The organism is Lacticaseibacillus salsurae, assembly GCF_045862175.1.
Lineage (GTDB): Bacteria > Bacillota > Bacilli > Lactobacillales > Lactobacillaceae > Lacticaseibacillus > Lacticaseibacillus salsurae.
Genome location: NZ_BAAFZI010000032.1, coordinates 13,915 through 29,183 on the forward strand (window position 1 = coordinate 13,915; position 15,269 = coordinate 29,183).

Consider the following 15,269-nt stretch of genomic DNA (forward strand, 5'->3'; position numbering starts at 1 on the left):
ACGTCAGACCCGAGTTTAGCCAAACAAGACCTTTTGGCGATGATGGTCCAACATATGCGCATGACCCAAGGCGCCGTGTTACCGCAAGAAGTCGCCTTCACCCGCTTGACGCAAGCGCCAGGCGCAGAAGTATTGCCTGATGTGATCCAAGCCGACCGTGCTTGGGTGGCGACGAATGAAAGTGGCTTTTTCTATTTTTGTCGGATCCACTTTTTGTCACTGGCGCCTAAACCCACTGCCACTGACCGCTGGTTGATCGACCATTTTCAACGCCGAAACAGTGTGGTGGCACATTTTGCTGACGGGTTGATCGATTTCTTAGCGTCCCAAGAGGCGGATGTGTTGCAAAACGCGCCGAAAGATCATGACTTGTTGCGGGCCAACTTGTATCGGGTCACTTATTCATATTGGTTGTTCGGCGGCGACTTCGCCAAGCGCTTGGATTTTTATGATGAAGACCGCAACGCAGCGGCATTTGGTCGCTTGCCGGCTTTGATCGATACTTATTTTGAAAACCTCACTGGCGACGCGGCGGCGATGCGCCCATATCAAAGCATCATGCGCCGAGTCATTTACGGGGTGGTGCGCGATGATTTTCCAGAACTAGACGCTGATCATCAACTCAACGTGGCCGTGTTGATCGAGCCTGGAACGTTCACCTTGCGCGACATTTTGCATTTCTTAGACGGCATCAGTTTTGTCCAACTGGCTGAAGGCACCACGCAAGTTGACGCTGATGTGATCATCACCACTTTAACGTCACCGGAGTTGATCAACCAATATTATGGCCAAGATCATCCCCCGTTGATCCAGTGGCAAACCTTGGCGCAAGAAGAAGATTACTACCGGCTATATGCTGAATTGACCAAACGCCATGACGCCAAAAACGCCCAAGCGGCAACTGCAGAATAACGCAAAAAGGCTCCTGCCAAACCAGTCTACTCAGACAAGCTTGGCAGGAGTCTTTTTTTGGTGTTAGTGCATCGGTCGGGCCATATATCCGCGGAAGTAGCTGACGGCTTCATACCCAATGATTGCAGCGATCAAAATGATATAAACCAAAGGTGAATTTTCTGATTTCATGTACCACAGCAACAATAACACCGCGACCATGATCGCAATATAAATGCCTTGTAGCTTTTTATCTGGTTCGATGCTGAAGCTGGCAGTTGGGGATTGATAATTGATCGCCCGCTTGGCCGAGAATTTGCCCACTTTATATTGGACCTTATCGCCGCGTTGGACATTCAAGTCTAAATGATCATGGGTACTTAAACTATATTGCTTGTCATTGACCCAAACATTTGCGGTCATTTTTTGGGACATGGCGTTGTTATAATAGATCTTCATGGACTTCCTCCTGATGGCTTTGGCTTCATTATACCAGATAAGTGTGCACACGCACCCTTAATCGGTTACACTAGAAACAGCAATCAGGAGGAACAAATGGACGAAATCACAATCGGGCAGCGCTTCCCCTTAACGATCAAGCGCCAAGATATCAATGGTAACGGCATCGGCTACTACAAACGCAAGATCACATTTGTTGAAGGTGCGTTGCCACAAGAAGTTGTTGTCGCTGAAGTCACCAAGATCCACGAACGGTATTTAGAAGCCAAAACGCACCGCATCAAAACCCCATCCCCATATCGCGTCAAGCCGATCGACCCGAACTGGGGCAAAGTTGGCGGCATTGAACTCGGCCACATGGATTACGGCGCGCAGTTGAACTTTAAACGCGATGTCGTCAGCCAAGCTTTGGCCAAATATAAGCCAGCTGGTTGGCAACATTATGACTTAAAGTCCACCATCGGCGCCAAACACCCGCTACATTACCGCAACAAAGCGCAATTTCAAGTGCGGATGATCGACGGGCATGTGCGCGCGGGGCTGTACGCGCCAAACTCCCATGATCTGGTGCCATTAACTGAATTTGCCACCCAAAAACCGTTGACCATGACCATTATCAACCAGCTTTGCACCATCCTGGAGCAATTGGCCATCCCAATCTACGACGAAGCGCAAAAATCTGGCATCGTCAAAACCTTGGTGGTGCGTGAAAATACTGCCGGGCAAGCACAATTGACCATCGTCACCAACTCAGCGAAGTTGCCCCATAAAAATCAACTGCTTGAAGCCATTGCCCGCAATATTCCCAGCGTGATCTCGGTGTCACAAAACATCAACAAAGGTGAAACCGCAATGGTGTGGGGCCCAAAGACCCAGCTATTAGCTGGTACGCCTTATTTAATGGAAACCATCATGGGGCGGGAATTTCGCTTGTCCCCACAAGCTTTCTTACAGCTGAATCCCGAACAAACTGAGCGCTTGTACAAACAAGCCATCACTGCTTTGGAGCTTAAGCCACATGAAACTTTAGTAGATGCCTATGCAGGCGTTGGGACCATCGGGTTGTCACTGGCGCATTTGGCCAAAGAAGTCCGCGGCATGGAAACCATTCCAGAAGCCGTGGATGACGCCAATGCCAACGCCAAAGCCAACGGCATCGAAAATGCCCATTATGTGTTAGGCAAAGCCGAAGACGTTTTGCCAAAGTGGTTGGCAGATGGCTTCCGCGCCGATGCCGTGATCGTGGATCCGCCACGCGCAGGCTTAGACGCTGGGTTTATTCATGCGTTGCATGACGCGCAACCCAAGCGCTTCGTGTATATTTCTTGTAACCCATCAACGCTAGCGCGCGATTTGGTGCAATTGACCAAAGACTGGCGCGTGGATTACATTCAATCCATCGACATGTTCCCGCAAACGGCGCGCTGCGAAGCGGTGGTGAAATTCTCCAAACGCTGAGTTTCAACGCATCAAAATAGCGATGCCAGGTGATCTTCAAAAGATCCTTGGCATCGCTTTTTGTGGCCGCATGGCTAGGAGGCTTTGCGTTCAGCGTTCCAAATACTGAAACTGGTGCGCAGGCGCTTAAAGAAACTGGCCTCTGAATAAACCAAGACATTGGCGCGATAAACGCCCACCACCACCCAAGTAAACCCGATCAAAAATACCACACTCACTGCCAAAGACGCCCAAGCCATGCCAAAACCGGCATGCCCTAACGCCAATTGCACCGGCATCACTGTGGCATTGAGAAACGGCACGAAGCTCGTGATGCGCAATAGTGGCGAATCGCCACTTTGCGCCATAAACGACAAGAAATATCCTGCCAACCCCAACATCGAAATCGGCATCACCGCTGTGTTGACTTGCTCTTGATTGGATACCAACGACCCAGTCAACGCCGCCAAAACGGCGTAAGTCATCACCCCAACAATGAAAAACAACACCGCGATCACGGTCGTTTGTGAAGCCAACACCGAAAAGTCGACTTGCTTGAGCAGCGACTTGACGAAATCCAGTTTGGCCAACCACACCCAACCGATCGCCCCAGCCAGCACGTAAGCGACGATCTGCGTCACCAGCAATAATAACATGCCAGCAAGCTTGCCGAAAAACTGCGTCGTGGCTGAAACGCTAGACAACAAGATCTCCATGATCCGTGAGCCTTTTTCCGTGGCGATCTCTTGGGCCAGCATTGAGCCATAGACCATGGTGATCATTAAGATAAACACCGTTAACACCATCGCCAACCCTTTATTCACAAAAGCGGCGGTATCATTTTTAGCGACTTGCTTGCCATTTTCGATGGCGACGGTGCGTTTGGTGACTTTAGCTGGCGTTAACAACGCATTCAACGCTTGCGGGGCCAGGTTCAAACTGGCGGCAGTTTGTTGAAGCTTGCGTTGTGACAGCATCGCCGTCAATGTGCTTAAGTCCACACTATTGTCAGCGTTGCTGCGCTCCACATATTTTGCTGAGATCTCCGGTTTCGTCGTCACGGTTAAGATCCCGTCGATTTTTTCATTGGTCAATGCGGCTTCGGCAGCGGATTGCGTGTCGCGCATTTGAAATTTAATGTCGTCATCTGACGTTTTGAGGATCGCGTTTTTGAGGAACGTTTTTTGCGGCACCGCGGTATTTTCAATCACCACAGCGACTTTGGCCGGTTGAACGTTTTGGACCATGAAATACCCGACTAATCCAGTCAAGGCCACGAAAATCAGCGGCGACAAGACCAAAAACAGCCACGACCCACTGCGCACATTTTTCTTGTAAACTTGTCCACAAACCACCCAAAATTTATGCATCTGCGGCACCTGCTTTCATGCGAAAGATCTCATCTAACGTCGGCGGCTGTTGGCGAAATTCAGGAATATACCCATTCGCCGTCGCTTCGGCGAATATACGCTGCCCCACTGCTGGATCGGCTAACGTCAGCTCAAATTCTTGACCATGGGCGACGAGTTTTTCAACGCCGTCAAACCCTCGCAGTTGTTCAGCGGTCAAATTCGATTCCAGATACAACTTCGTGCGCCCAAAACTGGCTTTGATTGCGGCCACTGTACCGTTCAACACCATTTGGCCATTTTTCAACATCACCAAATGATCTGAGATCGCCTCCACGTTACCCATATCGTGGCTGGAATAAATGATCGCCGCACCTGCATCGCGCAGCATTTCGATCCCTGATTGCAAAATGCTGGCATTGACCGGATCCAACCCAGAAAAGGGCTCATCTAAGATCACCAGTTTAGGTTCATGGATCAACGTGGCGATCAACTGCACTTTTTGTTGATTGCCTTTGGACAAGTCTTTGATCTTATCCGTCGGCTTGCCTTTCACTTGAAAGCGGTCCAACCATTCTGGGATCCGCGCTTTGACCTCGGCGGTTTTCATCCCGCGCAACCGCGCAAAATAAATGATTTGATCCGCCACGCGCATTTTGGGATACAGCCCGCGCTCTTCTGGCAAATAGCCGATCACATCATAATCTTTGGTGGTCAACGGATGCCCATTCCAGCGGATCGCCCCGCTATCTGGCGTCAAGAAATTCAAGATCATCCGAAACGTCGTCGTTTTCCCGGCCCCATTTTGCCCGATCAACCCCATGATCTCGCCAGGACGGATCGTAAAGCTTTCGTGATCGACAGCTGTCATGCTGCCAAAGGTTTTCACCAAGTTCTCCACTTCTAACATTTTCCCACCCCTTTGTCCCTTATCATATCAAATGAAACCGTGCACAAACAGTCATAAAATGGTATATTAGACTCAATCTTTTTTGGAGGGTCACACATGCACATTTATTTTGCTAATGGGTTATTTTCCCGTGCGGACTTTGACTTCAACGCCCGCTTGGTCAAACGCTTGCGGCTGGCATCAAGCGCTTTGGACATTTATTTGCCGCAAGAAAATGCCGCGATCAACGATAAAAATGCTTACGCCGACTCCACCATGATCGCGCAAGCGGACACCCAAGAAGTGTTGCGCTCAGATCTGATGATCGCCATTTTAGATGGGCCGGTGATCGATGCTGGTGTCGCCAGTGAAATCGGCGTGGCGTATGCCAAGCATATTCCGGTTTTTGGCCTGTATACCGACAGTCGCCAACAAGGTGCCACCAACCCACAAAAGCTCACCGCGCTACAAAGCATCGCCGAAAATCAATTCCACTACTTGAACTTGTACACCACCGGCTTGATCAAACTCAACGGCGAGATTTTTAATTCTGAAGAAGCCTTGATCCAAGCTGTGTTAGCCAAGGCCTAACGCAAAATGGCGCCTCAACGATTCGTTGAAGCGCCATTTATTATGCTTTGGGGCGCGAATCATACGCGCGTTTGGATTTATAGCCTGCCGCAAACACGGTTTTCATCGCCGCAATGTGCTTGACTTGAGTGGTTTTTGACGCCACGCCGAAAATAAAGCGGGCCCATTCGCGCTGGTAGCCTGGCGTCAAAGCGTCAAAGAACGCTTGCATCGTTGGGTCATCTGCGAGCAATTCTGAAACCTTGGGAATGTCTTGGGTATACTCAGATAACGGTTTTTGACTCATTGGATTCACCTCTGATTCAGTATAGCAAAAAGCGGCGCCGAAACCGGCGTCGCTTCTGTCAGATTTATTGGTCACCTTTGTGGATCATCATTTTGACCTCTTCGCTTACCCCAGCTTCACCGGCATCTTCCAGCAATTGGCGCAACGGGATCAACGCTTGCGCAGAATATTTCTCGACGAAAGCGTCAACGGCTGCGGGATCTTGGGTCTGCTTATCTAAGACCAATTGTTCCACTGGAATCGGCCGCAGATCAGTGACTTTCACATCGATCACCACTGGCCCTTTGGCTTTTAGCGCCGCGCCAAACGCCGCGTGCAATTCTGCCAAAGTGTGCACTTCAAAGCCTTGTGCGCCCAGTGCAGTTGCGGCATCGCCATAATCGGCATCGATCAAGTCAACGCCTGAATGCGGTTGTTTGGTGTCATCTTGTTCTGCTTCGATGAAGCCTAACGACTCATTGGTCAACACCACATTAATGATCGGCAAATGGTACTTCACTTGGGTCAAAATGTCTTGCATCACCATGGCATAGCCGCCGTCACCGGAAATCGACCAAACTTGCCGGCTTGGGTAAGCAGACTTGGCACCGATCGCCGCAGGTAAGGCGTAACCCATCGTCGCATACCAGCCACTGGTGGTGAATTTCTGCTCTTGATCAGCTTTCAAAAAGCGCATCCCGTCGATCGTCACGTTGCCGACGTCCACTTGGAAGATCGCATTGGGCAAAGCCGCATCATTGATCGCTTTGAAAACTGGTTCGATGCGCAATGGCGTGCTGTTGTTGTCAGCAAAACTATCGATCCAATCCCACCAGTTCTTGTGGTTGGCCAAGGCCGCGCGATACCAAACACTTTCTGGCAATTCCTCAGAGCGATCCAATAACGCTTGGATCGTTTTTTTGGCATCGGCTAAAATGGCCACATCCACATGATGACGCCGACCAAATTTCGTGGAATCGATATCCACTTGGATATATTTGGCATCTGGCGCAATAAAGTAAGGTTGGAACGGGAAATCTGACCCTAAAAACAACACAGCATCTGCCGCACGTGCTGTTTCCACGCCAGGTTTGGACGCCACCCGTCCTGAAGAACCCATGTTACCCACATAGCTATCTGGCACCACGCCTTTGGCCAAGGCAGTCACCACGATCGGGGCTTTTAATTTTTCAGATAAGGCAATGACTTCATCTTTGGCCCCGCGCGCGCCATTCCCCACATATAAAATTGGGTGCTTGGCGGCTTTCATGATCTTCAAGGCTTCATCCACCCGATCCAGGTCCGGTTCAGGCAAGATCGGTTTTTGATAAAGGGAGGCGCTTGAAACATAGTCGTCTTCGATTTGCGCCCAGCCTAAGTCCTTAGGGATCGTGATCACCGAAACGCCATGTTGGGCATAAGCGCGGCGAATGGCTTCATCAACCACAGCAGGCAATTGCTTAGCCGTCATCACGGTCCGGTTATAAACGGAAACATCAGCGAACATCGGGTTTTCATTCATTTCTTGGAAGTACTCAGTGTTCATGGCACCGGTTGGCACTTGCCCGACTAAGGCCAACACCGGCACATGGTCATATTGGGCATCATACAGCCCGTTAAGCAAATGCACTGCACCAGGGCCTGCTGAGCCAAAGGTGACCCCGATCTTACCGGTGACTTTAGCTTCGCCGACTGCCGCTAACGCCCCAACTTCTTCATGACGCACTTGGACGTAATTCAACGTCGCTTGGCGGTTGTACAACGCATTCATGGTGGAGTCAAATGACCCGCCTGGTAGGCCATAAATGTTTTTCACACCCCAAGATTCGATGACTTTCAACATTGCGTCTGCTGCATTGATTTTTGCCATAATGTCGTCCTCCTGCTTATCATTAATAAGTATCAACAAAATTATTCTAACGCTTTACTTACAAAATACAAGTGGTTGTGGCGAATTCCTTATGCCAATTCAAGCATACCATGAAACCGCATCCATCGTCGACTTTTAGCTACCGGGGTCGGTCGTTTGAATTTGGGATTCCGGCTGGCTGGCCGCGGCAAAGTGAGGGTCCTCGGGAAAGCTAGCCGGGATGTGTCGCTACGCGCCCCACCCGCCGGATCTTTCCCTGCGGCTTTCCGTAAGCGATAAATCGCTAACGGAAATCTCACCATGCCGCAACCAACCAGCCTCCATCCCAAATTCAAACGACCTTCGCAATGTCCCTTCCCGCATTGACATCCATGCATGAAAATCGCTTGGATGATCCAAGGAGATAGTTAGCCGGCTAACTATCTGAGGTCAGGAAACGGGTGACATAATTTTCACGTGACGACTAAGCTCGAATCTGACTCGGCAATGCGCGAAAATGAACTAAACGCCACTAGCCGAGATAATCTGTGGGCGGAGGTGAATTGGCCAGTTTCCCGCAGTGGCGCCAATGAGAAATATACTGACATAAATGTTTAACGTCTCTACGTAGAAAATCTGTGGGCGGAGGCAAAAAGTGCGGCGGCGGGCTGGTCATCAGCCGTGGGGGTCTTAGCGATTTATCGCTTAGACCCCAGCGAGAAGGAGATCCACTTTGCGCTTATGAGCGCAGCGAATGCAAAGTTAGCTCCGTCGAGCGCCATAGCGTTCCATGACCAGCCCGCCAAAGCACTTTTTGCCGGAGCCTGCAGATTTTCGGCCGCAAAAAAAGAGTAGAACCCGTTTTGCGTTCTACCCTTTTAGTTGAAACTATTTCGCTGCTTGTAATTCCTTGATCCGATCCTCAGTCCCAGCTAACTTCGCTTGCGCGTCAGCGAGCTTGGTCTTTTGTTCGGCGATGACTTCCGTAGGCGCTTGGGCCAAGAAGCCTTGGTTGCCCAACTTCTTTTCAAAGCGGGCGATTTCTTGGTTGAGCTTCTTCTGCGCTTTGGTCAACTTGGCGATTTCTTCATCCAAATCGATCAATTCTGACAGCGGCACGTAAACCGTGGCGCCATTGATCACCGCAGAAGCGGCCAACGCTGGGGTGTCGAGGTCAGTGCCGACTTCAAAGGCTTTGGCGTGGATGAAGCGATTGATGAATTCAAAGTTGTTTTCAAAAATCGGCTTCAGATCAGCGTCTTGTAACTTCACTTGCACGTCGATTTCATTGGCCATCGGCGCGTTGACGTCGGTGCGGATCCCACGCACGGCACGGATCAATTCGATCATCGCTTGCATTTGCTTGATGGCATCAGCGTTTTCAAATTCAGCGTGCGTGACCGGATATTTGGCCACCACGATGGATTTGCCGATATGTGGCATCGTCAACCAGATCTTTTCAGTGACAAAAGGCATGATCGGGTGCAACAAGCGCAACACTTGGTCTAAGACATAGCGTAAGTTGATGCGCTTAGCGGCTTTGGCGGTTTCGTCATCCCCGTAAAGCACTTCTTTGGCCATTTCAATGTACCAGTCAGCCAGTTCATTCCAAATGAAGTTGTACAGATCACGTTCGGCTTCCCCAAATTCAAACTTATCGAATTTGGCCGTGACGCTTTCGATGGTTTCGTTCAAGCGTGCAAAGATCCATTGATCAGACAAGTCAAAGGTGTTTGGATCTGGTTGCGCATCGGCTTTGGTGTCTTCAAGGTTCATCAAAACGAAACGTGACATGTTCCAGATCTTGTTGATAAAGTTCCAAGAAGCGCCGATCGCTTTCCAAGAAAAACGCGTATCTTGACCAGGCGTGGAGCCATTGACCAAGAACCAACGCAAGGCGTCAGCGCCGTATTTTTCAATGACATCCATCGGATCGATCCCGTTGCCTAAGGACTTGGACATTTTGCGGCCTTGTTCATCACGGATCAAGCCGTGGATCAAGGTGTTCTTGAATGGCCGTTGGCCGGTGAATTCCAACCCTTGGAAGATCATCCGCGCGACCCAAAATGGAATAATGTCGTAGCCGGTGACTAACGTGTCAGTTGGGTAGTAGCGCTTGTAATCAGGCGCATCGGTGTCTGGCCAGCCCATTGTGGAAAATGGCCACAAAGCAGAAGAGAACCACGTGTCCAAAACGTCTGGATCTTGTTCCCAGTTGTCAGCGTCTTTTGGCGCTTCCATGCCGACATACATTTCGCCAGTGGTTTTGTTGTACCACGCCGGAATGCGATGGCCCCACCACAGTTGACGCGAGATCACCCAGTCATGGATGTTGTTCATCCAGTTTAAGAAGGTGTGTTCGAAGCGTTCTGGCACAAAGTTGACTTTGTTGTCGCCTGCTTGGTTTTTAATCGATGCTTCAGCCAATGGGGCCATTTTGACAAACCATTGTGTGGATAAACGGGCTTCCACTTGGACCCCAGTACGTTCGGAGTGACCAACACTGTGGACGATCGGCACGATCTTCAACAAGTCGCCTGAAGCTTTCAAGTCGTTGACCAAGTTCTTCCGGCATTCGAAGCGATCTTGGCCTTGATACTTGCCGGCATTCTCGTTCATGGTGCCGTCATCGTTCATACAGTTGATGCGTTCCAAATTATGACGATTGCCGACTTGGAAGTCATTAGGGTCATGGGCTGGCGTGATCTTAACGGCCCCAGTCCCAAACTCAGGATCGGCGTGAATGTCGCCAATGATCGGGATCTCGCGCCCAACGATCGGGACGATGACGGTTTTGCCGATCATGTCTTTGTAGCGCTCGTCTGATGGGTTGACCGCCACGGCAGTATCACCAAACATGGTTTCTGGACGGGTGGTGGCGATCTCGATCCCACCAGGGGTGCCGTCAGCGAACTTGTAAGTCATGTGGTAAAAGGCACCTTTGTCATCTTCATGGATCACTTCGATATCAGACAACGCCGTGCGCGCTTGCGGATCCCAGTTCACGATGTATTCGCCACGATAGATCAAGCCTTTGTTGTAAAGATCCACGAAGACTTTGCGTACCGCTTTGGATAAGCCATCATCTAAAGTGAAGCGTTCGCGGGAATAATCCAGCGACAAGCCCATTTTGCCCCATTGGGTTTTGATCGTGGCAGCAAATTCGTCTTTCCATTCCCAAACTTTTTCGACAAATTTTTCGCGGCCTAAGTCATAGCGCGAAATGCCTTCTTTGCGCAACTTGGCTTCAACTTTGGCCTGCGTGGCGATGCCGGCATGGTCCATGCCTGGCAACCACAAGGTGTCATAGCCTTGCATGCGCTTTTGGCGGATCAACATGTCTTGCAACGTGGTGTCCCAAGCATGGCCTAAATGCAACTTCCCAGTGACATTTGGCGGCGGGATGACGATACTATAAGGTTTGGCGGTTTTATCGCCTGATGGTTTGAAAACGCCTTGTTCCAACCACTTGTCATAGCGGCCGGCTTCGACTGCTTTCGGGTCGAATTTTGGGGCTAATTCTTCTTTCATGGATTGATCCTCCAGTTATTTTATTGAACAAAAAAACTCGTCCTAATGATTAGGACGAGTTGACTCGCGGTGCCACCTAAATTGAGGAATAAATTCCTCCACTTAAAACCGATAACGGACGGTGCCGGTCAGCCTTACTGCATTCAGGATGACAGCTCGCAAGCTACACGTGATAACCGGTTGTCGACTCACACCCACCGTCGACTCGCTGAAAACCCAATTATCGCGCCTCTTGTTCATTGCATTACTCGCATTATAAGCTTGCCAAGTGGTTGGCGTCAACGGGTTTTAGGCTTTTTGTTTTTGATGGGCGACATATAACAGACTTTGCAGTTCCGACGTCAAATCGATGTAGCGGATCGTGGTGGTTGGCTTGCAGGCGACTGGCTGCGGGGCAAAGGTCATGATCGCGGTGATCCCCGCAGCTTCTAATTGCGGGATCACACTTGCTTGACTGGCACTGGGTACGGCGACAATGGCCGTGTGGACCCCTTTAGGCAGGCGCTGCTTGAGTTCGGCAAAGGAATAGATCGGCACTTCCCCGATGCTGGTGTTGATCTTAGCTGGGTCGTGATCAAAGGCCACGACGATATCTAGATCTGGGTTGCGACGGAAATTATTTTCGATCAACGCCGTCCCTAATCCCCCCACGCCGATCAAGGCAATGTCTTCAGGCGATTGGACCTGCAAGAGTTGCCCGAATTCATCGACTAATGTGGCCACACTGTACCCATACCCGCTTTTGCCCAGTTCGCCGAAACTCGAGAAGTCCCGTCTGATCGTTGCCGATGGAATGTGGATCATTTCTGCTAATTTATCTGAGCGCACGCGGCGGATGCCTTGTTGTTGCATTTGTTGCGCCGCACGATAATATAATGGGATCCGCCTGATCGTTGCTTTCGACACTTGTGTTTTTGCGTCGAGCATAACGCCACCTCCAAAAGTGTGTGCATTCATTCACATATAAAGGTAACACAGGCCTTGTGAAAAATCAAACATAAAATCGTTTACAGCCTTGGCGTATCAACTTCTAAAGGCACAAAAACGGCACTGAACAGGCTTGCTCAGTGCCAAACAGAATCGTATAGAAATCGCGTTTAGTAGCGCCGACTGCTGCTGGAAACACTTGGCACATTTTCGATCGACCACGTCAACGTCCCTGTGTACGTGGCCCCGACAGTCATCGCATTGCCTTGCGCTTGCGGGATATTCAGCGTTGGTGAGGTCAAAGTTTGACTGAATTGCATGGTCGCACTGCTATTATTGGTCAACACCGGCGACGAATCATCGGCGGTCAAACTCAGCTGGCTCCAGCCGTTGTCCCCTGCAGGTAAGCTCAACTGCGGCGAAATTTCACGGTTGCCACTGGTCCAATCCGACATGGTGACGCTCAAGCGTTGCCCAGCAGGCAGCGTACCGGTGATTTTCACGGCGTCAGGAGACGTCATCGAAGTAGTTTGGCCCAGGATGTAATTGCCAAAATTCCAGTTACCTGCCACGCTGACACTCGCTTTGTCGGCTTGACTCCCTGAAGCGTCTTGACGTTTTTCTTCCAGACTGGTTTTTTTGTCGTCAGGCAAATGATCCAGAATTTTTTCATAGGCATCAGAATCAAGCTGTTGAACCGCATCGGCAGACAGCTTGCTAGGATCGATTCCTGGAAGTAAAGCGCTGGCATCTTTTGAATTGACGATCGTGGTCAATGTCTCTGTCGTCAATTGCGACGCGACAGCGTTTATGCCGGCACTGGTCATTGACGCGTCATAGGAATTGACCGCTTTGCTGACCACTGCGTTGGCAACTGAGTCTGGTAAAACAGTATCCCCACCGGTGGAGATAACTTTTGCCAGCACCCACAGCGTCGAGCTATCATCGCTATTCAAATTGCCATTACCAGACAAGTCAATATCGCCACCAGTATCCAAAGCATCACCATTATTGCGGCCGATCGACGTTAAGGTGTTGGAGGAAAGGTTAACGTTGCGCGTTTGTGAGCCCAGCTGACTGAGTAAATTATTATCCAAGCTCGTGAAGCCTTCATAAGAAAGATCCCAAGTCACAACAGATTTCGAAGCCAAAACCGAAGACCACATCATGTAATAAGCCCAACTGCTGTCAGTTAATCCCGGCCCAATGGCATTACTCCCAAGATCTAATTCCGTCAGATTCGGCATGGTCTTGGTTTGAAACAGATCCAAGATCTTCAAACGATTGGCTGGGATCGAAACTTTCGACACCATACCAGTCAAGTCGATCGTTTTGGCATTTTTGGCGGTCATCAACACCAACATCAGGCGATTTAAAACCGGTAAGTTTGCCAGAGTATATTGATTGTACATGTTACCACCAGTCAAAAAACTCAAGACAGGAAAACTGCCATCACACAAACTTTGGAACAAATACATGTCGCTGGTTTTGACATTGTCGTCACTATTCGTTGCCAACCCTCCGACCCATCCAGCAACGGTGCTGTTAGTCGTTGACGCATACGACCCATCAGATTTTTGCTTGCGGGTGGCCAAGGAAACCGTTTGCCATTGCGACACGTCACCAATGGTCAACGATGACGCAGAAACATTGGGCGTTTTGCCATTGGCATCCAAAGAATTGGCGATCATCACCGATACCACGTCTTGTGGGATCCCGAGATCGCCCACAACGGTGTACCCGTCGTAACTATTCGCAGCTTGAACCGGTTGTTGGGCAACGAAAAAGCTTCCCGCAATGAACACGAGCAGCGTCGAAACCACGATCAAGATGTGTTTGCGCAGTGCGTCCATCGGGAAGCCTCCTTATATTACTGGTTTGAATGGTTTTTTAGATCTGAGACTTGTTTTTCAAGTGCCGCTAGTTTTTGCGCGGCTTTTTTGCGGCGGACGATCAACGCGATCAGTAACGCAATGATCAACACTAGCAAAATGATCCCCACGACGATGGCAATGATATATGCCGTTGGTAAGCCACTATTGACCTTCGCAGCCGCTTGAGTCAACTTGGCCGCTTGGGCTTGGGTGATCTTCACAGTTTTCGTCGCGTTGGTGCGGTATTGATAGTTATTACCATGACCGTCAGCAAACGCTCCGGTGCTGGATTTGCCCCAATAAGCGGTAGTGGTCACCTGATAATCTCCAGCCTTAACTTTTGTGCCTAAGGAATAGACTTGGTTCAGCTGAGAATTTGGCGCCATTTGCGCATCGGCCAAGCGCAATGTCTTGGTGCTGCCATCAGGGGCTTTGATCTGCGTGATGGCTTCGATATGGTTGGCAAAAGCAGCGGTGGTGTTGCGTAAGGTCGCTTGGATCTGGTTGACGCGTTTGATGCGGCCTGACTTGATCGTCCCAACGGCTAATTTCGGCGTCAAAATGGTGTCAGAATTGCGCGCCAATACCGCAACAGTATAGGCATACTTGCTGACGACCCCCAGTTTACCAGAAGTTGACGTCGATTGGTTTGCAGGTGTAAACACCAAGCCACCAACCATCACGCCAGAAAAAGCTGTGCTGGGCATACTCAACGTCGCAGAATAGGTTTGGCTCCCTTTAGCTGGCACCGTGACAGCAGTGGCGCCTTTTAACGCGTCACTCATTTTGTGTGCCAGCGTCGCATCTGCCGCATTTGAATGGCCGGTATAATCCACGATTCCCGTGTCGCTGGTAGTCGCAGCTGTGGCGGCCACGTTGACTTTGATCGCTTTATTAGACGAGTTGGTCAATTTCACTTGAACTGGCGTTGATTGCCCTGCTTTCAACAGCAAATCAAAATACGTGACGTGTTTATCGCGTTGATAAGCGGATTGGACTGGTTGTACCCCAAGCGCCGCAGTGGACGCCGCATGTACTGGTTTAGACATGGCAAAGCCAAATACCACAAAAAGCAGCGCAATCTGACCTTTACCCAATTTGTTGGAACTGAATTCGATTTACCTGCAAGGCAGTTCACTGAGAGCTGTCTTGTTTTAAAATAACGTTTCGATACCGGAACCTTTCCATTCACCAGTTTCCGGATCAA

At 50.1% G+C, this 15,269-nt stretch carries 12 protein-coding genes and 1 other annotated feature; of the genes, 3 read left to right on the forward strand and 9 right to left on the reverse strand.

The window, feature by feature from the left end; all coding sequences use genetic code 11:
* Nucleotides 1-39: 39 nt before the first annotated feature.
* On the forward strand, nucleotides 40-912 hold the full coding sequence (locus ACKTSG_RS09590; RefSeq protein WP_407894210.1) for a hypothetical protein: 873 nt from the start codon (nucleotides 40-42) through the stop codon (nucleotides 910-912).
* A gap of 63 nt (nucleotides 913-975) precedes the next feature.
* Here the strand turns inward: ACKTSG_RS09590 and ACKTSG_RS09595 are convergent, their stop codons facing one another.
* Entirely contained in the window at nucleotides 976-1,350 is a 375-nt protein-coding gene (locus ACKTSG_RS09595; RefSeq protein ID WP_407894212.1) for a hypothetical protein, read from the reverse strand.
* Between the two features lie 96 nt (nucleotides 1,351-1,446).
* Between ACKTSG_RS09595 and rlmD the strand changes: the two genes are divergently transcribed.
* Nucleotides 1,447-2,808 (forward strand): 23S rRNA (uracil(1939)-C(5))-methyltransferase RlmD, encoded by a 1,362-nt coding sequence (rlmD, locus tag ACKTSG_RS09600; RefSeq protein WP_407894214.1) that lies wholly within the window; start codon nucleotides 1,447-1,449, stop codon nucleotides 2,806-2,808.
* A 74-nt stretch (nucleotides 2,809-2,882) separates the two neighbouring features.
* On the opposite strand, the gene ACKTSG_RS09605 is transcribed toward rlmD, so the two are convergent.
* Both ACKTSG_RS09605 and ACKTSG_RS09610 read right to left on the reverse strand, forming a co-directional pair.
* Entirely contained in the window at nucleotides 2,883-4,157 is a 1,275-nt protein-coding gene (locus ACKTSG_RS09605) for an ABC transporter permease (protein ID WP_407894216.1), read from the reverse strand.
* On the reverse strand, nucleotides 4,150-5,046 hold the full coding sequence (locus tag ACKTSG_RS09610) for an ABC transporter ATP-binding protein (protein WP_407894218.1): 897 nt from the start codon (nucleotides 5,044-5,046) through the stop codon (nucleotides 4,150-4,152). The genes ACKTSG_RS09605 and ACKTSG_RS09610 overlap by 8 nt, the downstream gene beginning before the upstream one ends.
* Nucleotides 5,047-5,142: 96 nt before the next feature.
* Between ACKTSG_RS09610 and ACKTSG_RS09615 the strand changes: the two genes are divergently transcribed.
* Entirely contained in the window at nucleotides 5,143-5,616 is a 474-nt protein-coding gene (locus tag ACKTSG_RS09615; RefSeq protein WP_407894220.1) for a nucleoside 2-deoxyribosyltransferase, read from the forward strand.
* 40 nt (nucleotides 5,617-5,656) lie between these two features.
* Here ACKTSG_RS09615 and ACKTSG_RS09620 read toward each other — a convergent pair whose 3' ends face one another.
* The 6 genes from ACKTSG_RS09620 to ACKTSG_RS09645 form a co-directional block, all read right to left on the reverse strand.
* Nucleotides 5,657-5,902: a YdeI/OmpD-associated family protein gene (locus ACKTSG_RS09620; RefSeq protein ID WP_407894222.1), complete on the reverse strand. Its 246-nt coding sequence runs from the start codon at nucleotides 5,900-5,902 to the stop codon at nucleotides 5,657-5,659.
* A gap of 64 nt (nucleotides 5,903-5,966) precedes the next feature.
* Entirely contained in the window at nucleotides 5,967-7,754 is a 1,788-nt protein-coding gene (gene spxB, locus ACKTSG_RS09625; protein ID WP_407894232.1) for a pyruvate oxidase, read from the reverse strand.
* Between the two features lie 864 nt (nucleotides 7,755-8,618).
* A complete protein-coding gene (locus ACKTSG_RS09630) occupies nucleotides 8,619-11,261 on the reverse strand; it encodes a valine--tRNA ligase (RefSeq protein WP_407894224.1) in 2,643 nt (880 codons plus the stop codon).
* A gap of 47 nt (nucleotides 11,262-11,308) precedes the next feature.
* Nucleotides 11,309-11,510: a binding site (T-box leader), on the reverse strand.
* A gap of 39 nt (nucleotides 11,511-11,549) precedes the next feature.
* Nucleotides 11,550-12,188: a redox-sensing transcriptional repressor Rex gene (locus tag ACKTSG_RS09635; protein ID WP_407894226.1), complete on the reverse strand. Its 639-nt coding sequence runs from the start codon at nucleotides 12,186-12,188 to the stop codon at nucleotides 11,550-11,552.
* A 170-nt stretch (nucleotides 12,189-12,358) separates the two neighbouring features.
* A complete protein-coding gene (locus ACKTSG_RS09640; protein WP_407894228.1) occupies nucleotides 12,359-14,041 on the reverse strand; it encodes a hypothetical protein in 1,683 nt (560 codons plus the stop codon).
* A 17-nt stretch (nucleotides 14,042-14,058) separates the two neighbouring features.
* Nucleotides 14,059-15,111 (reverse strand): DUF916 domain-containing protein, encoded by a 1,053-nt coding sequence (locus ACKTSG_RS09645; protein ID WP_407894230.1) that lies wholly within the window; start codon nucleotides 15,109-15,111, stop codon nucleotides 14,059-14,061.
* Nucleotides 15,112-15,269: the final 158 nt, after the last annotated feature.